This window comes from Streptomyces sp. MB09-01 (assembly GCF_033794505.1).
Classification (GTDB): Bacteria; Actinomycetota; Actinomycetes; order Streptomycetales; family Streptomycetaceae; genus Streptomyces.
On the sequence record NZ_JARAYQ010000153.1, the window covers coordinates 1 to 20,839 of the forward strand.

Sequence of the window (20,839 nt, forward strand, 5' to 3'; positions counted from 1 at the left end):
GATGCGTCCCGCCCGGCGTGCGACGGCACGGGCGGGACGCATCGGGCGGGGCGGCACAGGGGCTCCCCGCAGGGGGCCGGATCCCCAGCTACCCCGCCGCCGAGCGGGCCGTACGGGCCCTCGCCGAAGCCGTCCGCTACGGGCAGTGGCGCCGCGGCCTCGCCGAGGGCGGGCACGTCCCCGAGTTCGAGGACGTCGACGAGGCCGGGGCGGCAGCGCAGCTGGCCGGGCTGCTGGCCGAGGTCGACGGCGGAGCCGTGCTGACCCTGACGGAGTGGGACGCCCGCGAACTGCTCGCCCGGTACGGGATCGGCATCCGCTCCGCCCTGCCCGCACCCAGCGCCGACGCGGCGGTCCGGGCCGCCGGGATCCTGGGGTACCCGGTGGCGCTGAAGACCACCGCCCCGCACCTGCGCCACCGCGCGGACCTGGGCGGCGTACGGCTCGACCTCGCGAACGAGAGCGAGCTGAGACGCTCCTACGAGGAGCTCACCGACGCGCTGGGCAAGCCGGCCGAGCTCCAGCCCGTCGTCCAGGCCATGGTGCCGCGCGGGGTCGACACCGTCGTCCGCTCCGTCATCGATCCGGCCGCGGGCGCCGTCCTCTCCTTCGGGCTCGCCGGCGTCGCCTCCGAACTGCTGGGCGACACCGCCCACCGGCTGGTTCCGGCCACCGACCGGGACGCCGCCGGACTGATCCGTTCCATCCGGGCCGCGCCCCTCCTCTTCGGCTGGCGCGGCAGCGACCCCGTGGACACCCCCGCCCTGGAGGAGCTGCTCCTGCGGCTGTCGCGCCTGGTGGACGACCACCCCGAGGTGATCGAGGTCTCCCTGGAGCCCGTCGTGGTCGCCGCCGAGGGCCTCTCCGTGCTCAGCGCCACCGTCCACGTCGCGCACCCGCCCGCCCGTGGCGACCTCGGCCCGCGGACCCTCCCCAGTTACTGAGCGAGTACGACGCGGCCTGGGGGCCCCGTACGGGCCTTAGGATGGACCTCATGGCGAAATCCGGTACGACGACCCAGGGGCTGCGCACGGCGATCGAGCGCAGCGGCTACTACCCGGCCCTCGTGGCCGAGGCCGTGGAGGCCGCGGTGGGCGGCGAGCCGATTTCGTCATACCTGGTCCACCAGGAGACGACCTTCGACTCCAACGAGGTGCGCCGCCACGTCACCGTGCTGGTCCTCACCGGCAACCGCTTCATCGTCAGCCACACCGACGAGCAGGCCGCAGACGCAGGGTCCCCGTCCCCGTACGCGACCACCTCCACCGAGTCGGTCAAGCTGTCCAGCATCTCCTCCGTGGTGCTGAGCCGCGTCGTCGCCAACCCGGAGTCCTACACCCCGGGCACCCTGCCCCGCGAGGTCGTCCTGACCATCGGCTGGGGCGCGGTCTCGCGGATCGACCTGGAGCCGGCCGCCTGCGGCGACCCGAACTGCGACTCCGATCACGGCTACACCGGCAACTCCACCGCCGACGACCTCAGCCTGCGGGTCAGCGAGGCCGGCGACGGCCCCGAGGCGGTGCGCCAGACCCTGGTCTTCGCGCAGGCACTCTCCGAAGCCACGGCAGCGACGTCCACGTCCACCCCCGCCCGCTGATGGCGTACTCCGCGGCGCAGAACTGGCCCGAGCCCGAGCTGCTGGACCTGGCCGGTGCCCCCGTCCCGGAGTACGGCACCGGGTCGCTCGCCGACCTGCTGCCCACGCTCGCGGCCGGCCAGGGCGTCCCCGGTTTCACCGCCGCCATCGCCGAGCTGACCCCGGCCGACCGGAATTGCGTGTTCCTGGTCGACGGCATGGGCTGGGAGCAGATCAAGGCCCACCCGGACGAGGCCCCCTACCTCACCTCCCTCCTCGGCAGCTCGCGCGGCGGCACCGGCCGCCCGATCACCGCGGGCTTCCCGGCCACCACGGCCACCTCGCTGGCCTCCGTCGGCACCGGCCTGCCGCCCGCACGGCACGGCCTGCCCGGCTACGCCGTGCGGAACCCGGCCACCGGCGAACTGATGAACCAGCTCCGCTGGCACCCGTGGACCTCGCCGAAGCCCTGGCAGCCGTACCCGACGGTCTTCCAGCTGGCCGACAAGGCCGGTGTCGCGACCGCCCAGGTGTCCTCGCCCGCCTTCCAGACAACCCCGCTCACCAAGGTCGCGCTGAGCGGCGGCACCTTCCACGGCCGGATGACCGGCGAGGAGCGGATGGACCTCGCGGCGATCCAGCTCGCGGCCGGCGACCGCTCGCTCGTGTACACGTACTTCAGCGAGCTCGACGGGGCCGGCCACCGCCACGGCGTGGACTCCGACGCCTGGCGCGGCCAGCTGATGCTGGTCGACCGGCTCGTGCAGCGGCTCGCCGAGCAGCTGCCGCCGCGCACCGCGCTGTACGTGACCGCGGACCACGGCATGGTCGACATCCCCTTCGACGAGGACTCCCGGATCGACTTCGACGAGGACTGGGAGCTGAGCGCCGGCGTGGCCCTGCTGGGCGGCGAGGGCCGGGCCCGGCACGTGTACGCGGTGCCGGGCGCGCAGAACGACGTACTGACCGTGTGGCGCGAGGTGCTCGGCGACCGGTTCTGGGTCGCGAGCCGCGAAGAGGCACTGGAGCTCGGCTGGTTCGGCGCTCCGGGGGAGTGCGACGAGCGCGTGCTCGGACGCATCGGCGACGTGGTGGCCGCCTCCCAGGCCGACGTCGCGATCACCGCTTCGCGCAACGAGCCGAACGAGTCCGCGCTCGTCGGCATGCACGGCTCCATGACCGCGGCGGAGCAGCTGGTCCCGCTGCTCGAGATCCGCTCCTGACCCTCCTCCCGTCCCGCACTGCGACCCACGACCCGAAAGGTCCCGTACTTCCCATGCCCGAGCTGGTGTTCTTCTCCGGAACGATGGACTGCGGAAAGAGCACGCTGGCTCTGCAAATCACCCACAACCGTTCGGCGCGCGGCCTGGTGGGCGTGATCTTCACGCGTGACGACCGGGCGGGGGAGGGCAAGCTGTCCTCCCGGCTCGGCCTGGTGACGGAGGCGGTCGAGGCGGGCGAGGGCATGGACCTGTACGCGTACCTGGTCGCCCAGCTGTCCAAGGGCGGCAAGGCGGACTACGTGATCGTGGACGAGGCCCAGTTCCTGGCCCCGGAGCAGATCGACCAGCTCGCCCGCATCGTCGACGACCTGGACATGGACGTCTTCGCCTTCGGCATCACGACGGACTTCCGCACCAAGCTCTTCCCGGGCTCGCAGCGGCTGATCGAGCTCGCGGACCGGATCGAGCAGCTCCAGGTCGAGGCCCTGTGCTGGTGCGGCGCCCGCGCCACCCACAACGCCCGCACGATAGACGGCGAGATGGTCGTCGAGGGCGCCCAGGTCGTCGTCGGCGACGTGAACCGCCCGGCGGGCGAGATCGGCTACGAGGTCCTCTGCCGCCGCCACCACCGCCGCCGCATGACCTCGGCAGCGGCCCACGCGGGCGCCCTCTCCCCGGACGTCCTCCCGGTCAACCACGCCTGACCCGCCGGTCGCAGCGGCGCGGCCCGGCACCGGACCGAAGGCGGCTGAGCATGACGGACGAACCGAGCGGGAACGCACCGGCCCCGCGGCCGGCGAAGGTCGGGCTGGAGGTCGTGGCCCACGGCGTGGCCGAGGGGCTGCCCTCGTACGCGCGGGCCTTCAAGGCCGTCGTCAACGTCGAGGTGGCCCACCGGGCCACCGTCGCGCGCACGGCTCCGGGGGCTCTGCAGGAGGCCGACCGGCTGTGGCTGGAGCACGCGCGGGCCGCTGCCGTCATCGACGACGAGGGCTGCTTCCTGGTCCGGGGGGCCGATCGCGACTGGGTCCGGGTGCGCCGCACCGCGCACACCGCGCTCTCCGCCGCCCTCGTACCCGGGGCCGGCTCCATGGTCATCGCGATGTCCCCGGACGGCCGGCGGCTGTGCGCCCTCACCGAGGAGGACGACGACTACTGGATCGTCGTCCACCACTTCGAGGACCGTCCCCTCTGACCCGGGCCTGTCCGCCACGCACCCGCGCCGGGTTCTCCTCCGCGCTCCCGCCCCACCGGCCGCCCTCCCGCGGTCACTACTGGCACAGGGCGGTGTCGAGGAGGGCGTCCGCACGGGCGAGGGACTCGGCAGGGGCCAGGTTGGCGGTGACGACGACGGTGGCGGCGCGGCCGTCATCGGTGGCGCCGGGGACCGAGTGGTAGCCGGGGGTGTCGCCGCCGTGGCCCCACATAAGGCCGCCACAGCTCAGCGGGGTGCTGGACACACCGAGCCCGTACCGGGTGCCGGGCCGCCAGCCCGGGCCCTCGACCTTGACGGTGGTACGCATCTCCGCGAGCTGTGCGGGAGCCAGGAGGCGGCCGCCGGTCAATGCGGAGAAGAAACGGTTCAGGTCGCCGGGAGTGGAGATCAGCTGCCCGGCGGACCAGCCCCAGGAGGGGTCGATCTCCGTGATGTCCTCCAGGGGCGCCCCGGGCTCCGCCGCGTGGTAGCCCCGCGGATGGGCCTCACGGATGCCCTGCTCGCCCACGCCGGGGAAGTAGGTGTGGCGCAGCCCGGCGCGGTCGATGACCCGCTCGGTGATCTGCTCGGCCAGCGGCCGGCCGGTGACCTTCTCGATGAGCAGACCGGCGACGACGTAGTTGGTGTTGCTGTACGCCCAGCCGGTTCCGGGGGCGAACTGCGCCTCGTGAGCCAGCCCGATGTCGAGCAGCTCGCGCGGCTGGCGGTAGGTGTGGCGTTCCTCGCCGAGCACGGACTCCAGTATGTGGTCGGTGTAGTTGGGCAGGCCGCTGGTGTGCTGGAGCAGCTGGCGGACCGTGATGGAGCGGCCGTCGATGCCCTTGCCCCGCAGCAGGTTCGGCAGGTACTGCTCCACGGGGGCGTCGAGCACGACCCTGCCCTCGCCGACCAGTTGCAGCACGACCGCGGCGGTGAAGGTCTTGGTGTTGCTGCCCGCCCGCACCTGGCCGTCGACCGGGACCTTCGCCCGGGTCTTCACGTCCGCCACGCCTGCGGTGTAGTTGCGGGCGCGGCCGGACCGGTCGACGGTGGCGGCCAGCGCCGCGGGAAACCCGTCGTCGGCCACCAGCCGCTCCAGCCCCTTGCGTACGGCGTCCCGCGGACCGTGGGACTCCGCCGCGGCCGAGGGCAGGGTGGCGGCCACGGTCAGGGCGGCGGCCGCCACGGCCACCGCCGCGACGACGGCCCGCCGCCGCCCGGACGGCGACGACGCGCGCTCGGACCGGGCTCGGCGAGGACGAAGGTCGGCCATGGGAGGTGCTCCTTGTGTCGGAGAGGATCGAGGGGCGAGGAACGCACGGCATCGCGCACCGCAGGTGCGGTGCACCCTGCGTCCCTCCGCATGCCCTGACACTAGGAAGCGGGCCCGGTCCGCGGCGTCGCCCGCGGGCACGAGGACCCGGGTACTCCCCGCGCCCCCGACCAGTACCCCGGTCCTGCTAGGGCCGTGACCGGACCAGGGTGAAGACCGCGCCCTCCGGGTCCGCGACCGTGGCCTGGCGGCCGCGCAGGCCCTCGCGGGGCGGTTCGACGACGCGTCCGCCGAGTTCGGCGACCCGGGCCGTGGCCGCGTCGGTGTCCGTCACCTCGAAGTACGCCATCCAGTGGGGGCCCCGGTCGTGCGGCAGCGAGCGGCCCACGCCGTGCACCGCGGCCACGGGCCGGCCCTCCAGGTTGAGGGTCAGGTAGTCGAAGTCGTCGGAGGCCGTGCTGTGCGCCAGCGCCTCGTGGCCGAAGACGTGCTCGTAGAACTTGCCGACCGTGGAGGTGTCCTGGGTGACCAGCTCGTTCCAGACGGGGGTGCCCGGCCCCCCGGGCGGCCGGGTGCCCATGCGGCTCTGCGCCTGCCACAGCCCGAAGATCGCGCCGAGCGGGTCGGAGCAGATCGCCACCCGCCCCGCGATGCCCGCGTCCAGCGGGCCCACCGCGACCGTGCCGCCGCACGAACGCACCGATTCGGCCGTCGCGTCGGCGTCGTCCGTGGCGAGGTACGTCGTCCAGGCCACCGGAAGATGTCGGTCCGGCGGCATCTCGCCGATCCCGGCCACCTCTTGGCCGTCCAGCACGGCGCGCACGTACGGGCCGAGCTGCTCGGGTCCCGGTACGTACTCCCAGCCGAACAGATCGGCGTAGAAGTCCTCGGTGGTCCCGAGTCCGTGCACCATGAGGCTCACCCAGCACGGGGTACCGGGCGTGCGCCGCGTCGCTTCCGCTGCCTCGGTCATGTCAGCCGTCTCCTCCGTCGTACCGCTTACCCGGTGCTGATGCTTCCACTCCGGAGGACCCGGCGCGCCCCGACCGCGCCGCATCACGGGGTCCTGGCGCGGAGTTGACCGGATCGGTGCGCCCCGCCGATGACGGGCTCGTTACGCCGGTTCCGGGTGGGGAGGAAGATGGCCCGCATGACTGCGAAACATGCAATCCTCTCCGCCGCCGAACTGAGGAACGAGCTGGCGGGCCCCCGTCCGCCGGTGCTGCTGGACGTCCGCTGGCAGCTCGGCGGCCCCGACCAGCGGCCCGCCTACGAGGAAGGACACCTGGCCGGCGCGGTGTACGTCGACCTCGACCGCGAACTGGCAGGTCCGCCGGGGGCGGGCGGCCGGCACCCGCTGCCGGACCCGGAGGCCTTCGGGGCGGTGATGCGGCGGGCCGGCGTCTCGGCGGACGCGCCCGTCGTTGTGTACGACGGCGGCCAGGGCTGGGCGGCCGCCCGGGCGTGGTGGCTGCTGCGCTGGACGGGTCACCCGAACGTGCGGGTGCTGGACGGCGGACTGACCGCCTGGACGGCAGCCGGGGGCGGGGTGACGGCCGACCGGGTGACTCCCGAGGAAGGCGATTTCAAGCCAACGCCGGGTGCCGTCGGGCTGCTGGACGCGGACGCGGCGGCCGCACGGGCGCGCGAAGGGGTACTCCTCGACGCCCGGGCGGGGGAGCGCTACCGCGGCGAGGTCGAGCCGATCGACCCGGTCGGGGGCCACATCCCGGGCGCGCTGTCGGCACCGACCACGGAGAACGTGGGGCCGGACGGGCGGTTCCTGCCCGTGCACGCACTGCGCGCCCGGTTCGAGGGGCTCGGCGCGTCCGAGGGCGGCCCGGTGGGCGTGTACTGCGGCTCGGGCGTCTCCGGAGCCCATGAGGTCCTCGCCCTGGAGGTGGCGGGCATCGCGTCCGACCTCTACGCGGGCAGCTGGTCGGAGTGGTCCTCGGACCCGGCCCGGCCCGTGGCCACGGGCCCGGACCCCCAGTAGGGCCGGGCGTGCCGCCGCCGGGTCGTCCCCGGCGGCGGTGCTACTCCTGCTTCTTGCGGCGGGTGCCGAAGACGATCTCGTCCCAGCTCGGCACCGCCGCGCGCCGCCCGGGGCGGACCCCGTCGGCCTCGGCCTGGCGGTCGGTGGTGCCCGTCAGGCGGTCGCGGTGGCCCGCCACCGTGCGGGGCATCAGGACGTCGGCGTACGCGGAGCCCGCGCCCGCCGAGGCGGCCGGTGCCGGCGGCTCCTCGGCCTCCGGTTCGGTCGCCGGGGTCTCGGTGCGGTCGGGGACCACCATGTCGCCTCGGAAGCTCGGGACCGCCTCCAGGAGGCTCGTCAGGGTGTCCCGCTCCTCCTCCGGGTCCGGCGCGGGCGCCGGCCTGTTGTCCGGCCGCTCCAGCTGCCGGTCCAGGGCGCGGTCCAGCGGCCGGTCGCGCGGCAGCCGCGCGATCCTCGGCACGAAGGGGAAGCTCGGCTCCGGCGTCGCCGGCAGGTCCTCCGACTCGCCGATCAGCGAACGGGCCTCGTCGTCCACGGCCACGACGAGCCGGCGCGGCGGGTCGTAGGTCCAGCTCGCCGAGTGCGGCTCGCCCGCGACCAGGTAGACGAGGAGGACCTCCCAGGTGCCGTCGTCGCGGCGCCAGGAGTCCCACTGCACGGATTCCTTCTCGGCCCCGCGCAGGGTGAGCCGTTCCTGCACGGCCTCGCCGAGCTGCGGCCCGGTGTTCTCGCCGGGACGGCGCACGGGGGTCTTGCGGGCCCGCTCGGCCATGAACGCGCGCTCGGCGAGCACGGGGCCCTCGAAGCGGCGTACGCGGTCGACGGGGATGCCGGCGAGTTGAGCGACCTCCTCCGCGGAGGCACCGGCCCGTATGCGGGCCTGGATGTCGCGGGGGCGGAGGTGGCTCTCCACCTCGATCTCGATCTGGTTCAGGCGCGCCCGGTCGTTGCGGACGGCAGCCCGCAGCCGCTCGTCGATCGGAAGCGTGTACTCCGTGCTGTCCCCAGCCTTGAGCACCAGTCGTGTGCCGTCATTTGAGACGGCCACGACACGCAGTTCGGGCATGGGGACCTCCCGGGTGGTGCCTGCCGACGTCACGTGCGTCGCTGCTTCCGCTAGTCGAGTGTGGCCTGCCCGGGTGCAGCCTGCCACAACCTTGCCGAGTTAAACCGGCGTGTCGGGCATGCGCCCTTGATCGCCGTTATGGCACGGTTACCTGTTGGGCACACACAGTGACCGAACGGTTACTGTGCGCAGCAGGAGCCCGTGCAATACCGCGGCATCACCGGTCTTGAGTGCCGTTTTCCATCAGCCGGCCCCCTCTCCCGAGTCCGGACATCCGAAAGGAAGGACGGCCCCAGGGCTCGCCACAGTACTCCATTCGGGCCACCTGGGTGGACCGCCGCGCCGCCGAACTTCTCCCGGACGGCGGGAGTTGGGCTGCCCTCCGACAGGTCCCACCTGCACCCGACGTCCGATTTGGGGTGTCTTGCTTCACAGAATCACCAGAAACGGAACTATCCGCTTCGCTCAGCTGTCAGTAACTGCTGGAAGAGGAGAAGCGTGAGAGGCGGGACACACACGGGATGCCGACGGGCCGGAAGACGACGCAGGACGCCGGGAACGCACCGGAGAAGACGAAGCTCGACCTGAGCGCGGCGCAGGTCGCCGGCTCCTCCCTCGCCACCGTCGCGGCGGCCCTGCCCGCCTCGAAGATGGGCGTCTACGGGACCATCCTCGGGGCCGGTGTGGTCAGCGTCGTCGCCACCGCCGGCGGTCCCGTCATCCAGCACTTCTTCCGGCGAACCGGCGACCGGCTGCGCGAGAGCGCCCGGCCCGGGACCCGTCGGGTGCCGCCGCCCCGCGAGGAGCGGGAGGCGGCCGACGCCATGACGGCGCCGCAGGCGACCGCGGCCGCCGGGGAGTTCGGCGCGGCCACCGTGCACGGCACCCGGGTGCGGGGCTGGAAGCGCACCGCGGTCGCCTCCGGGGCGGCCTTCGCCCTCGCCGTCGGCGGCCTCGGCACCTACGAGACGGTGGCCGGAACCTCCGTCAGCAGCGACGGCGGCACGCTCTTCTCCGGCGGCACCCGCTGCGCCGACCCCGCTGCCGAGCCCTGACACGTCGACACCGGCGGTGCGGCAGAGCGGTCCCTGACCCCGCGTGACGGGGGCCGGGCCTCAGGCGCCCAGGACCCGCCGCAGGTAGTCGTTGCCGAAGACCCGGTCCGGGTCGAGCTGGTCCCGCAGCGCGGTGAACTCGCCGAACCGCGGATAGACCTGCGCGAAGTACTCCGCGTCCCGCGTGTGCACCTTGCCCCAGTGCGGCCGGCCGCCGTGCGCGGTGAAGATGCGCTCGGCCGCGGTGAAGTAGGCCTGGTACGGGGTGCCCTTGTACATGTGCACCGCGATGTACGCCGTCTCGCGCCCCGAGGCCGTCGACAGCGCGATGTCGTCCGCCGGGGCCGTCCGCACCTCCACCGGGAAGCTGATCCGCAGCCGCGAGCGGTCGACCATCGCGCGCAGCTCCCGCAGTGCCTCGACCACCTGATCGCGCGGGAGGGCGTACTCCATCTCCACGAACCGCACCCGGCGCGGGCTGGTGAACACCTTGTACGGGATGTCCGTGTACGTGCGCGCCGACAGGGCGCGGCTGGCCACCCGGGCGATGGCGGGGATGGTGGCGGGGACCGCGCGGCCCACCGAGTTCACCACCTGGAAGAGGCCGTTGGAGAGCAGCTCGTCCTCGACCCAGGCGCTCACCGGTCCGGGCGGGGCGGCGGGGCCCTGGCTGCGGTTGTTCCGCTTGGTGTTGCAGTTGCCGGTGTGCGGGAACCAGTAGAACTCGAAGTGCTCGTTCTCCGCGAAGTGCTCGTCGAACTCCGCCGTCACCCGGTCGAAGCCCATGGGCTCCTCACGGGCGGTCAGGAAGAAGAGCGGCTCCACGGCGAAGGTGATCGCGGTGACGATGCCGAGCGCGCCGATGCCGATCCGGGCGGCCGCGAAGACCTCGGGGTTCTCCTTCTCCGAGCAGCTCAGCAGACGGCCGTCGGCGGTGACCAGCTCCAGGCCGCGGATCTGGGCGGCGATGGAGGCCGAGTCGCGGCCGGTGCCGTGGGTGCCCGTGCTGGTCGCCCCGGAGACCGTCTGCTCCATGATGTCGCCCATGTTGGTCAGCGACAGGCCCTCCCGGGCCAGGGCCCGGTTCAGGTCCTTGAGGACCGTGCCGGCCTCCACCGTGACGGTGCCGGCGGCCCGGTCGACGGCCCGGATCCCGGCCAGGGCCTGGGGGCGCACGAGCACCCCGTCGGTCGCGGCGGCCGCGGTGAAGGAGTGGCCGGTGCCGACCGCCTTCACCCGCAGCCCCTCTTCGGCGGCCCGGCGGACCGTCTCCTGCAGCTCGCCGACCGAGGCCGGCGTCACCACGCGGACGGGCGTGGCGGTGACGTTCCCCGCCCAGTTATGCCACGTGGTGGCCGGCCTGCTGTTCCCTGCTGTCCCCGCTGTCGCCGTCGCCATCGCTAGAGGGCTCCTCCCCTTGCGCCGGCCTCGTCAGCCGGCGGTATCCCGCGAACGCCACCGCCGCCGCGGCCACCCCCGCCGAGATGGAGACGACGTACCCGGTCCGCGCGCCGGCCGCGTCCACGACCCAGCCGGTCACGGAGGACCCGAGCGCGATGCCGACCGCGAGGCCGGTGCTGATCCAGGTCATGCCCTCGGTCAGCTTCGCGTGTGGTACGTGCGCCTCGATCAGGGCCATCGTGGTGATCATCGTGGGAGCGATGGCGAGGCCCGAGACGAAGAGCGCCACGGCCAGAATCGGAAGGTTCCCGGCCAGTAGGAGGGGGATCATACTCACGGCCATCGCACATACGCCCAGTACCCAACGGCGTTCTGTCCGGCCCTTGAGATGCAGAAGGCCGAACACGATGCCGGCCAGACAGGATCCGAGTGCCCAGACGGCCAGGACGAAGCTCGCGGAGGACTTGCTGCCCTGTTCCTCCGCGAAGGCCAGGGTGGCCACGTCGATGGAGCCGAAGATCGCGCCGGTCGCCACGAAGGTGGCCGTCAGTACCTGCAGGCCCGGCGAGCGCAGGGCCGAGGTGCGTTCCACGGTCTTGTCGCGCGGGTGCGGTGCGGGCTCGGTGGAGCTCTGGGCGGTGAGCAGCCACACGCCGACCATCAGGCAGACGGCGGCGATCAGCGGCCCGGCTTCCGGGAACCAGGTGGTGGACAGTCCGATGGCGAGGATCGGGCCGAAGATGAAGCAGACCTCGTCCACCACCGACTCGAAGGAGTACGCGGTGTGCAGCTCGCGCGGGGAGTCCCGGTAGATGACGGTCCAGCGGGCACGGATCATCGAGCCGACGCTGGGCACGCAGCCGGCGACCGCGGCGCAGACGAAGAGCGTCCAGTCCGGCAGGCCGTACGCGGCCGCCAGCAGCAGTCCGGTGACCGCTGCCACGGAGACGAGGGTCGCGGGGCGCAGGACGCGGCGCTGGCCGTACTGGTCCACGAGCCGGGAGACCTGGGGTCCGATGACCGCGGCGGCGAGCGCCAGCGTGCCGGTGAGCGCGCTGGCCATGGCGTAGCGGCCGGTGATCTCGGAGATCATCGTCAGGATGCCCACGCCGACCATGGAGATCGGCAGCCGGCCTATGAGGCCGGCTGCGCTGAACCCCTTGGTGCCGGGCGCCGCGAATATGGCTCGATAGGGACTGGGCAAGGGCCCTCCGTAAGGGACGTCGTGGGCCCATACAGGTTACGACCGCTTACAGGGCACCCGCACGGGGAAGGTTCCGGATTCTGGAACTTAGGTTCACCTTACCCATGCTGCGGGGCAGCTCGTGGCCGGGCCGCTTCTCTCCGCAGGACGCCGGGTGGCAGGATTCGACGCATGTCAGACCAGCTCCTCCCGCCCGCCGGCGGGTCCGCCGCCCCGTACGACGCCCTCCTGCTGCTCTCCTTCGGCGGTCCCGAAGGACCCGACGACGTCGTGCCGTTCCTGGAGAACGTCACGCGCGGACGCGGCATCCCGCGCGAGCGGCTCAAGGAGGTCGGGCAGCACTACTTCGGCTTCGGCGGGGTCAGCCCCATCAACGGGCAGAACCGCGAGCTGCTGGACGCGTTGCGCAAGGACTTCGCCGGACACGGGCTGGACCTGCCGGTCTACTGGGGCAACCGGAACTGGGCCCCGTACCTGACCGACGTGATGCGGGAGATGGCCGCCGACGGGCGCCGCCGGATCGCGGTGCTCGCGACCAGCGCGTACGCCTCGTACTCGGGCTGCCGGCAGTACCGCGAGAACCTCGCCGACGCGCTGGCCACCCTGGCCGAGGAGGGCGTGGAGCTGCCGCGGGTCGACAAGCTGCGCCACTACTTCAACCACCCCGGCTTCGTGGAGCCCATGATCGACGGGGTGGTGGCCTCGCTCGCCGCGCTGCCCGAGGAGGTGCGCGCCGGCGCGCACCTCGCCTTCACCACCCATTCCATCCCGACCGCGGCGGCCGACACCTCCGGCCCGGTCGAGGACCACACCGAGGACGGCGAGGGCGGGGCGTACGTCAAGCAGCACCTCGACGTCGCCCGGGTGATCGCGGACGAGGTGGCCGCCCGGACCGGCGTCGCCCACTCCTGGCAGCTCGTCTACCAGTCCCGCAGCGGCGCCCCGCACATCCCGTGGCTGGAGCCGGACATCTGCGACCACCTAGAGGCCCTGCACGCCGAGGGCGCCCCCGCCGTCGTGATGGTGCCCATCGGCTTCGTCTCCGACCACATGGAAGTCCTGTACGACCTGGACACCGAGGCCACGGCCAAGGCGGCCGAACTGGGCCTGCCCGTGGCGCGCTCCGCGACCGTCGGCGCCGATCCGCGGTTCGCCGGAGCCGTACGGGAGCTGGTGCTGGAGCGTGCCGCCCGCGAGCGCGGGGAGCGGGCCGCGGAGTGCTGGGTGGGCACGCTGGGGCAGAGTCATGACCTGTGTGCGGTGGGCTGCTGCCCGGCGCGGAGCCCCCGGCCGGCGGCCGCGGGCGTGGACAGTCCGTACGCCTAGGAAGAGGAACCGTGATCTCCGAAGAGCTGAAGGCCGAACTGCTGGACGTGGGCCTGGAGGCCGCCCGGCAGGCCGGGGCTCTGCTGCGCGACGGCCGGCCGGCCGATCTGGCGGTGGCGGCGACGAAGAGCAGCCCGATCGACGTGGTGACCGAGATGGACATCGCCGCGGAGAAGCTGATCACCGGCATCCTCGCCGAACGCCGGCCCGAGGACGGGCTGCTGGGCGAGGAGGGCGCGGACAGCCCGGGGACGAGCGGGGTGCGCTGGGTCGTCGACCCGCTGGACGGCACCGTGAACTACCTCTACGGGCTCCCGAGCTGGGGCGTGTCCATCGCCGCCGAGTACGGGGGCGAGACCGTGGTGGGCGTCGTGGCGGCGCCGATGCGCGGGGAGACGTACCACGCGGTGCTCGGCGGCGGGGCCTGGCTGGGCGCGGCGCGCCTCGCCTGCCGGCCGGCGGCGCCGCTGGACCAGGCGCTGCTCGCGACGGGCTTCGCGTACGTCCAGACCCGGCGGGCCCGACAGGCCGAGATCGCGGCCCGGATCATCCCGCTGGTGCGGGACATCCGGCGGGGCGGTTCGGCGGCGCTGGACCTGTGCGACGTGGCCGCCGGGCGGCTGGACGGGTACTACGAGCGGGGGCTCAACCCCTGGGACCTGGCCGCCGGCGACCTGATCGCGCGGGAGGCGGGGGCCTTGACGGGCGGCCGGCCGGGGGAACGGGCCTCGGGGGAGCTGGCCCTGGCCGCCACGCCCGCCGTGTTCGCCTCGCTGCAGCCGCTGCTGGACGAGTCCGGGGCCTGGCACGACTGACCCCCTCCCGCACCGTCCCGCGTCCTCTCCGGTCGCGGCAAGCACGCGAACCCCGGCTGCCCGTGGGGGCGGCCGGGGTTCGTGACGTGCGGGATCAGCCGGGGTTCGCGAGATGCGGGTTCAGCAGGTCGGCTGGGGTCGGGTCGGGTCGGCGGGCCGGGGTCAGCAGGCGGGCACGGTGGCCGAGACGGGGACACCGTGCTCGGCGGCGAGCCGCTGGAGGTCTTCCAGCTCCGCCTGTTCCACTTCCGCGAGGAAGTCGTCGCCCGTCTCGCGGGCGTGCATGAGGTCCGATTGCGTGGACCGGATGCGCTGCAGGAGACCCGCGGTGAATGCGTCCATGATGGGTTCGCCCCCTCTTCGTGGGTCGGCGGCGGCACGTGGAAGTCCGCCGTCAGGGAGTGGATGGGGTGTGCAGTCGTCCTCCCCGGCACCCTGGGCCCAGAAACCTCTCGAGGCGAGGGAATCCTCACTTCCACCCCGCGAGCCCCTCCACGAGCCGCCTTACAGCCGGTTTACGGCCGAAACGTGCAGGATGGGCGACGCAATACACGTGTGCCCTTCTGGGCTCGGAGGAAGGAAACGACGTGCGCGTACTCGTCGTCGAGGACGAGCAGCTGCTCGCCGATGCGGTGGCCACCGGCCTGCGCCGGGAGGCCATGGCCGTGGACGTCGTGTACGACGGCGCCGCCGCCCTGGAGCGGGTCGGCGTGAACGACTACGACGTGGTCGTGCTCGACCGGGACCTCCCGCTCGTGCACGGCGACGACGTGTGCCGGAAGATCGTCGAGCTCGGCATGCCCACCCGCGTGCTCATGCTGACCGCCTCCGGTGACGTCAGCGACCGGGTGGAGGGCCTGGAGCTCGGCGCGGACGACTACCTGCCCAAGCCCTTCGCCTTCACCGAGCTGACCGCCCGCGTGCGGGCGCTCGGCCGGCGCACCACCGTCGCCCTGCCGCCCGTACTGGAGCGGGCCGGGATCAAGCTGGACCCGAACCGGCGCGAGGTGTTCCGCGAGGGCAAGGAGGTGCAGCTGGCCCCGAAGGAGTTCGCGGTGCTGGAGGTCCTCATGCGCAGCGAGGGGACCGTGGTCTCCGCCGAGCAGCTGCTGGAGAAGGCCTGGGACGAGAACACCGACCCGTTCACCAACGTCGTACGGGTGACCGTCATGACCTTGCGGCGCAAGCTCGGTGAGCCGCCGGTCATCGTCACCGTGCCCGGTTCCGGATACCGGATCTGACCCGCGTGGCAACCACCCCTGCGCCACCGGCGGCGCCACCGAAACCGACCTGGGACCCCGGCCAGCCCGAGGGTCCCTTCCCGTGGCTGCGGCCGACCATCCGGATACGCCTCACGCTGCTCTACGGCGGGATGTTCCTGATCGCGGGCATCCTGCTGCTGTCGATCATCTACCTGCTGGCGGCCCAGGCCCTGCGGCAGGGCAACGCCCTCCCGTTCACGATCGTCGGCGGCCAGGTGAGGGTCACCAGCAGTTCCTGCCCGGGCCTGGTGGGCGAACTGACGCCCGACCAGTTCAACGTCGCGACGAGCCAGTGCCTCCTCGAACAGCGCAGGCACGCCCTGGACGACCTGCTGAGCCGCTCGCTGATGGCCCTGCTGGGGCTGAGCATCATCGCCTTCGCCTTCGGCTACGCGATGGCCGGCCGGGTGCTGTCGCCGCTCGGCAAGATCACCCGGACCGCCCGCCGGGTGGTCGGCTCCGACCTGACCCGGCGGATCGAGCTGGACGGGCCGGACGACGAGCTCAAGGAACTGGCCGACACCTTCGACGAGATGCTCGACCGGCTGGAGCGGGCCTTCACGGCCCAGCAGCGGTTCGTGGCGAACGCCTCGCACGAGCTGCGGACTCCGCTCGCGATCAACCGGACCCTGCTGGAGGTCCACCTCTCCGACCCGGGGGCTCCGGTGGAGCTCCAGCAGCTCGGCAAGACCCTGCTCGCCACCAACGAGCGCAGCGAGCAGCTGGTCGAGGGCCTGCTGCTGCTGGCCCGCAGTGAGAACCAGATCGTCGAGCGCAAGCCCGTGGACCTGGCGGAGGTCGCCTCGCGCGCCGTCGACCAGGTGCGGGCCGAGGCCGAGGCGAAGGGCGTGGAGATCCGCGGCGAGCGCGCGCCGGCCGTCGTCCAGGGCAACGGCGTGCTGCTGGAGCGGATCGCCCTGAACCTGGTGCAGAACGCCGTCCGGTACAACGTGCCGGAGGACGGCTGGGTCGAGGTCACCACCGAGTCCCAGCACGGCCAGGCGGTCCTCCTGGTATCGAACACGGGTCCCGTTGTTCCCGCGTACGAGGTGGACAACCTCTTCGAGCCGTTCAGGCGGCTGCGTACGGAGCGAACGGGCAGTGACAAGGGTGTCGGGCTCGGTCTGTCGATCGCGCGCTCCGTGGCGCGCGCACACGGCGGAAGGATCCAGGCGATGCCCCGGGAAGGCGGTGGCCTCGTGATGCGTGTCACTCTTCCCTTGTGAGCAGTACACCTCGTGTTCGCTGTTGGCTGAATGCTTGCCGTCTGAAAATAATTGCTCCTGTGTGATCGATCACAGTGGCCAGTGTCGGCGCATGTGCGTTCAGTGACCCCGGGGCGGCCGGAAAGCCCGGGAAGTCCGGGTTTCCGGCCCCCTGTATGGCGGGAAATACACGGGGTGGCGTTTGTGCAAGACGGTCCCCGGACCGTGTACGGTCCCGGTCGTCATCCCAGCCAATCGCCCCTTCAGGTGGGCGGCTGGGTGTCGATTGAGTAACAGACCTTGATGTGAGGCAAAATCTCCGCCTCAGGTCGGGCACAAGTCCGGCCTCTCGTGCGTTACGTGCGCTGAGACACCGCTAACACCCAGAGGGGGAGAGCGAACAATGGCAACGGACTACGACACCCCGCGCAAGACCGACGACGACGTCGACAACGACAGCATTGAAGAGCTGAAGGCCCGACGTAACGAGAAGTCGTCCTCGTCCGTGGACATGGACGAATTCGACTCGGCCGAGAGCCTGGAGCTTCCCGGTGCGGACCTCTCCAATGAGGAGCTGGCCGTCCGGGTCCTGCCCAAGCAGGCCGATGAGTTCACCTGCATGAGCTGCTTCCTGGTGCACCACCGCAGCCAGCTGGCGCGCGAGAAGAACGGTCAGCCGATCTGTCGCGACTGCGACTGAGAGGCGTCGGCCGTGGCTGGCTCGACACCCTTTCGGAAGCGTCGCTTCCGAAAGTCTGGTGATCCGGCGGAGGCGCAGGAGGCACCCCTGGACCCGGAAACGGGTTCCGGAGCCCCCGGCGACTCCGCCAGCGAAGTGATCGCCGTGCCCTCCGACACCGCCCCGGCGGTGCCGTCGGCCACAGAGCCCGGTGAGGGGGCCCGGCACAGGTCCGGGGCCCGTCGGCTGCAAGCCGTCAAGAAGGGTGTACGCAAGGGCGGCGAAAGTGTCAGGGACGCCGTCCTGTACATCACCGAAAGAGTCATCGAGAACGCACCGCGCGTTCCGGTTCGGGACCTCGCGACCCTGCGCGCGCAGTTCCCGGGCCTCGGCCCCGATCAGCTTGCCGACAAGCTGATCTCGGGAGCGGCCAACGCCACCTCCACCGTGGGTGCGGGGATCGGCGCGGCGGCCATGCTGCCCGTCCCGCCCGCGATGCCCGCGGAGCTGGCGGCGGAGATCACCGGGGTCGCCGCGATCGAGCTGAAGCTCATCGCCGAGCTCCACGAGGTGTACGGGCTCCGCGCGCCCGGCACCCTCGGACAGCGCAGCTACGCCTACCTGACCGCCTGGACGGAGGAGCGCGGAGTCGACCTGACCAAGCCGACGACGCTGAACGCGGCGCTCGGCGGGCAGATGAAGCGCGAACTGCGCCAGCAGATCATGAAGCGGATGTTCCGCAGCCTGCCGAACCTCATGCCGTTCATGGTGGGCGCCGCCGTCGGCGCGGTCATGAACCGGCGCGACACCCGCAAAGTCGCCGAGAAGGTCCGTGGCGACCTGCGGAGCCGGGCCGTGGCATGGGATGCCCTTCCCGCCCTGCCGCCCCTGGAGCAGCCCGCACAGCCCCTTCCCGAGGCAACCAGGGCCGCACTCGAGGGCCGGGATCCCTTCACGCAGGGCTGAGGCCGGCCGCCGCCGGGAGCGCAGCCGCTATTCGGCCGGCACGGCCTGCGCCTTCGCCGCCCGGATCGCGGCCACCAGGGCCGCGGGCTCACGGGTGGAGACGTAGACGTACGGGGTCGGGTCGGCCGGGTCGGTGACCTCGACGCGGACCGCGGTCGGCACGTAGCTGCGCATCAGCATGAAGGCGCGGGTGTCCGCCTTGTACGTGCGCCAGGCGCGCGACTCCTCCGCGTCCAGGACCTCGGGCTCGCCCAGCGCGGTCACCGGGATCCGGGCGTCCCCGGCCGCCAGCGCCCCGTTCACCACGCGCACGCGCGCGGCACCGTACGAGCTCACCAGCAGCCCGGTCAGCGCGGTGCCCCCGACCAGGCCGGCCAGCAGCGGCATCGTGCCCAGCGGCAGCAGCATCAGCGCGCACGCGAGGCCGGTCATCACGGCGATGCCCCACCAGAAGCGGGGGGCGGTCAGGCGTTCGTCGTGGTGCGCGGGGGAGAGCTGCATGGGTCCAAGCCTGCCACGGGGCGACCGGTGGGTAGCCGCGCGGGTAAGGTCTGCGGCTGTGAGTGGACGAAACACAGCGTTGACGCCTCCGGCCGATGCCACCGCGCCGGTCCGGCACCCCGATGCCCCGGCACCCGGCGAGCTCCTCGGTGCGCACTACGAGCACTGTTTCGGCTGCGGCGGGGGTCAGCCGCACGGACTCCACCTGGAGGCCCGCGCGGGCGAGGGCGTGCGCATCACCGCCGAGTTCACCGTCAAGCCCGCACACCAGGGCGCTCCCGGCCTCGCCCACGGCGGGGTGCTCGCCACCGCCCTCGACGAGACCCTGGGCTCCCTGAACTGGCTGCTGCGCGTCATCGCGGTGACGGGGCGGCTGGAGACCGACTTCGTACGGCCCGTGCCCGTGGACACCGTGCTGTACCTGGAGGCCGAGGTCACGGCCGTCGCCGGGCGCAAGATCTACTGCACCGCCGTCGGCCGGACAGGCGGTCCGCAGGGCCCGGTCGCCGTGCGCGCCGACGCCCTCTTCATCGAGGTGAAGGTCGACCACTTCATCGACAACGGACGGCCCGAGGAGATCCGGGCGGCGATGGCCGACCCGGACCAGGTCAGGCGCGCACGCGCCTTCGAGGTGAACCCCTGATGTCCCTGAACCACAACGGACCCCGCCATGAGGTCGACGTGCTGATCCGCCGCGTCGATCCGGAGGTCCCCATTCCCGCGTACGGCCACCCCGGTGACGCCGGCTGCGACCTGGTGACGACCCAGGCCGCGGAGCTGGCTCCCGGCGAGCGGACCGTGCTGCCCACGGGAGTGTCCATCGCCCTGCCCGACGGGTACGCGGCGTTCGTGCACCCCAGGTCCGGCCTGGCCGCACGCTGCGGGCTCGCCCTCGTGAATGCCCCGGGGACGGTGGATGCCGGGTACCGTGGAGAGATCAAGGTGATCGTGGTCAATCTCGACCCTCGCGAGAGCGTCCGGTTCGAGCGTTTCGACCGCATTGCCCAGCTGGTTGTCCAGCGGGTCGAGAAGGTGCGCTTCCACGAGGTGGCGGAACTTCCCGGCTCGGCCCGGGCCGAGGGGGGTTTCGGCTCCACCGGCGGTCATGCGGCCGTGGCCGGATCCGGGGCTGGTCAGCAGGGTGGGAATGGCTACGCTTCGGTCGTAACCGACCGGGAAGGACAGTGACGTGTTCGGACGTCGCAAGAAGAACGACTCCGCCCAGGACGGCGGCGCGGCCGAGCAGGTCGTAGACGGCGTCGGCTCCGGTGAGCCGGACGACGCGGGCGAGCGGGACGGCGCTGCCGCGCCGCGCCGGGTGAACCTGCCCCCCGCCCCGCGGCCCGACGGCCCCTGGGACATCTCCGAGGTACTCGGGAACCCGGCCGACGGCCGGGTCGACCTGGGCGGCATCCTCGTACCCGGTGTCGAGGGCATGGAACTGCGCGTCGAGGTCGCGGGTGACGCGATCGTGGCCGCGACCGTGGTCCTGGGCGACAGCGCCGTGCAGCTGCAGGCCTTCGCCGCGCCCAAGAAGGAAGGCATCTGGGGAGAGGTCCGCGAGGAGATCGCCTCGGGCATCACCCAGCAGGGCGGCATCATCGACGAGGCCCAGGGTTCGCTGGGCTGGGAGCTGCGCGCACAGGTGCCCGTACCGCTCCCGGACGGGCAGACCGGCGCACAGCTGGTCCGCTTCGTCGGCGTCGACGGCCCGCGCTGGTTCCTGCGCGGCGTCATCTCCGGCCAGGGCGCGGTGCGCCCCGAGTCGGCGGGCGTGCTGGAGCAGATCTTCCGGGACACCGTCGTCGTCCGCGGCGACGGCCCGATGGCCCCCCGCGACCCGATCGTCCTGAAGCTGCCGAACGACGCCCAGATGGTGCCGGACGGCGTGCAGACGGAAGAGCAGGAAGGCTCCCGCTTCGGCGGCGGCATGGGCCAGCTCCAGCGCGGCCCGGAGATCACCGAGGTCCGCTGACCCCGGACGGCCCCGCGCGCACAGGGGGCCGTCGCATGTTTCCGGCCGGTGGGCCCCACTCCTTCGGGGTGGGGCCCACCGGCTTCCGCAGCCCCGGCTCCCACCCAAATTTCCTTTAAAA

General features: G+C 72.6%; 23 protein-coding genes. 16 read left to right on the forward strand and 7 right to left on the reverse strand.

Annotation, left to right across the window (positions count from 1 at the left end; genetic code table 11):
• From PV721_RS27550 to PV721_RS27570, 5 genes are all read left to right on the forward strand, one after another.
• Nucleotides 1-944, forward strand: a 944-nt coding sequence (locus PV721_RS27550; protein WP_319728651.1) for an acetate--CoA ligase family protein, incomplete at its 5' end; no start/stop codon positions are given.
• A gap of 50 nt (nt 945-994) precedes the next feature.
• Entirely contained in the window at nt 995-1,597 is a 603-nt protein-coding gene (locus PV721_RS27555; RefSeq protein WP_030385644.1) for a DUF5998 family protein, read from the forward strand.
• Nucleotides 1,597-2,799 (forward strand): alkaline phosphatase family protein, encoded by a 1,203-nt coding sequence (locus tag PV721_RS27560; RefSeq protein ID WP_319728655.1) that lies wholly within the window; start codon nt 1,597-1,599, stop codon nt 2,797-2,799. Before PV721_RS27555 ends, PV721_RS27560 begins: the two co-directional genes overlap by 1 nt.
• Nucleotides 2,800-2,852: 53 nt before the next feature.
• Entirely contained in the window at nt 2,853-3,503 is a 651-nt protein-coding gene (locus PV721_RS27565; protein WP_319728657.1) for a thymidine kinase, read from the forward strand.
• A 50-nt stretch (nt 3,504-3,553) separates the two neighbouring features.
• Entirely contained in the window at nt 3,554-3,994 is a 441-nt protein-coding gene (locus tag PV721_RS27570) for a hypothetical protein (RefSeq protein ID WP_319728659.1), read from the forward strand.
• 76 nt (nt 3,995-4,070) lie between these two features.
• On the opposite strand, the gene PV721_RS27575 is transcribed toward PV721_RS27570, so the two are convergent.
• Together PV721_RS27575 and PV721_RS27580 are read right to left on the reverse strand one after the other, a co-directional pair.
• Nucleotides 4,071-5,267: a serine hydrolase domain-containing protein gene (locus PV721_RS27575; protein ID WP_319728661.1), complete on the reverse strand. Its 1,197-nt coding sequence runs from the start codon at nt 5,265-5,267 to the stop codon at nt 4,071-4,073.
• Between the two features lie 187 nt (nt 5,268-5,454).
• Nucleotides 5,455-6,240: a VOC family protein gene (locus tag PV721_RS27580; RefSeq protein WP_319728663.1), complete on the reverse strand. Its 786-nt coding sequence runs from the start codon at nt 6,238-6,240 to the stop codon at nt 5,455-5,457.
• A gap of 177 nt (nt 6,241-6,417) precedes the next feature.
• On the opposite strand from PV721_RS27580, the gene PV721_RS27585 reads away from it, so the two are divergent.
• Complete coding sequence (locus PV721_RS27585; protein WP_319728664.1) at nt 6,418-7,263, forward strand: sulfurtransferase; 846 nt, start codon at nt 6,418-6,420, stop codon at nt 7,261-7,263.
• Between the two features lie 40 nt (nt 7,264-7,303).
• Here PV721_RS27585 and sepH read toward each other — a convergent pair whose 3' ends face one another.
• On the reverse strand, nt 7,304-8,362 hold the full coding sequence (gene sepH, locus PV721_RS27590) for a septation protein SepH (protein WP_319728667.1): 1,059 nt from the start codon (nt 8,360-8,362) through the stop codon (nt 7,304-7,306).
• A gap of 488 nt (nt 8,363-8,850) precedes the next feature.
• Here sepH and PV721_RS27595 point away from each other — a divergent pair, with 488 nt between their 5' ends.
• Complete coding sequence (locus tag PV721_RS27595) at nt 8,851-9,384, forward strand: hypothetical protein (protein ID WP_319728668.1); 534 nt, start codon at nt 8,851-8,853, stop codon at nt 9,382-9,384.
• Nucleotides 9,385-9,444: 60 nt separating this feature from the next.
• Here PV721_RS27595 and PV721_RS27600 read toward each other — a convergent pair whose 3' ends face one another.
• Nucleotides 9,445-10,782: a D-arabinono-1,4-lactone oxidase gene (locus tag PV721_RS27600; RefSeq protein ID WP_319728669.1), complete on the reverse strand. Its 1,338-nt coding sequence runs from the start codon at nt 10,780-10,782 to the stop codon at nt 9,445-9,447.
• Nucleotides 10,724-11,989 carry an MFS transporter gene (locus PV721_RS27605; protein ID WP_319728671.1) on the reverse strand — a complete coding sequence of 422 codons (1,266 nt, stop codon included), beginning with the start codon at nt 11,987-11,989 and terminating at the stop codon, nt 10,724-10,726. Before PV721_RS27605 ends, PV721_RS27600 begins: the two co-directional genes overlap by 59 nt.
• A 171-nt stretch (nt 11,990-12,160) precedes the next feature.
• Here PV721_RS27605 and PV721_RS27610 point away from each other — a divergent pair, with 171 nt between their 5' ends.
• Together PV721_RS27610 and PV721_RS27615 are read left to right on the forward strand one after the other, a co-directional pair.
• Nucleotides 12,161-13,315 carry a ferrochelatase gene (locus PV721_RS27610; protein WP_319728672.1) on the forward strand — a complete coding sequence of 385 codons (1,155 nt, stop codon included), beginning with the start codon at nt 12,161-12,163 and terminating at the stop codon, nt 13,313-13,315.
• A gap of 11 nt (nt 13,316-13,326) precedes the next feature.
• Nucleotides 13,327-14,130, forward strand: a complete 804-nt coding sequence (locus tag PV721_RS27615; RefSeq protein ID WP_416371195.1) for an inositol monophosphatase family protein — start codon at nt 13,327-13,329, stop codon at nt 14,128-14,130.
• A 162-nt stretch (nt 14,131-14,292) separates the two neighbouring features.
• Here PV721_RS27615 and PV721_RS27620 read toward each other — a convergent pair whose 3' ends face one another.
• Nucleotides 14,293-14,472: a hypothetical protein gene (locus PV721_RS27620; protein WP_319728675.1), complete on the reverse strand. Its 180-nt coding sequence runs from the start codon at nt 14,470-14,472 to the stop codon at nt 14,293-14,295.
• A 245-nt stretch (nt 14,473-14,717) separates the two neighbouring features.
• Between PV721_RS27620 and PV721_RS27625 the strand changes: the two genes are divergently transcribed.
• From PV721_RS27625 to PV721_RS27640, 4 genes are all read left to right on the forward strand, one after another.
• On the forward strand, nt 14,718-15,371 hold the full coding sequence (locus PV721_RS27625) for a response regulator transcription factor (protein WP_030008767.1): 654 nt from the start codon (nt 14,718-14,720) through the stop codon (nt 15,369-15,371).
• Nucleotides 15,372-15,376: 5 nt separating this feature from the next.
• On the forward strand, nt 15,377-16,618 hold the full coding sequence (locus PV721_RS27630; protein ID WP_319728677.1) for a HAMP domain-containing sensor histidine kinase: 1,242 nt from the start codon (nt 15,377-15,379) through the stop codon (nt 16,616-16,618).
• 382 nt (nt 16,619-17,000) lie between these two features.
• On the forward strand, nt 17,001-17,297 hold the full coding sequence (locus PV721_RS27635; protein WP_030036261.1) for a DUF4193 domain-containing protein: 297 nt from the start codon (nt 17,001-17,003) through the stop codon (nt 17,295-17,297).
• A 12-nt stretch (nt 17,298-17,309) separates the two neighbouring features.
• Nucleotides 17,310-18,242, forward strand: coding sequence for a hypothetical protein (locus PV721_RS27640; protein ID WP_319728681.1), 933 nt, complete (start codon nt 17,310-17,312; stop codon nt 18,240-18,242).
• Nucleotides 18,243-18,269: 27 nt separating this feature from the next.
• Here PV721_RS27640 and PV721_RS27645 read toward each other — a convergent pair whose 3' ends face one another.
• Nucleotides 18,270-18,743, reverse strand: coding sequence for a DUF3093 domain-containing protein (locus PV721_RS27645; RefSeq protein ID WP_319728683.1), 474 nt, complete (start codon nt 18,741-18,743; stop codon nt 18,270-18,272).
• 58 nt (nt 18,744-18,801) lie between these two features.
• On the opposite strand from PV721_RS27645, the gene PV721_RS27650 reads away from it, so the two are divergent.
• From PV721_RS27650 to PV721_RS27660, 3 genes are read left to right on the forward strand one after another with little or no spacing between them, the layout of a single operon-like run.
• On the forward strand, nt 18,802-19,386 hold the full coding sequence (locus PV721_RS27650; RefSeq protein WP_319728684.1) for a PaaI family thioesterase: 585 nt from the start codon (nt 18,802-18,804) through the stop codon (nt 19,384-19,386).
• Entirely contained in the window at nt 19,386-19,931 is a 546-nt protein-coding gene (dut, locus tag PV721_RS27655; protein ID WP_030709520.1) for a dUTP diphosphatase, read from the forward strand. Before PV721_RS27650 ends, dut begins: the two co-directional genes overlap by 1 nt.
• A gap of 1 nt (nt 19,932) precedes the next feature.
• A complete protein-coding gene (locus tag PV721_RS27660) occupies nt 19,933-20,718 on the forward strand; it encodes a DUF3710 domain-containing protein (protein ID WP_319728685.1) in 786 nt (261 codons plus the stop codon).
• Nucleotides 20,719-20,839 lie beyond the last annotated feature (121 nt).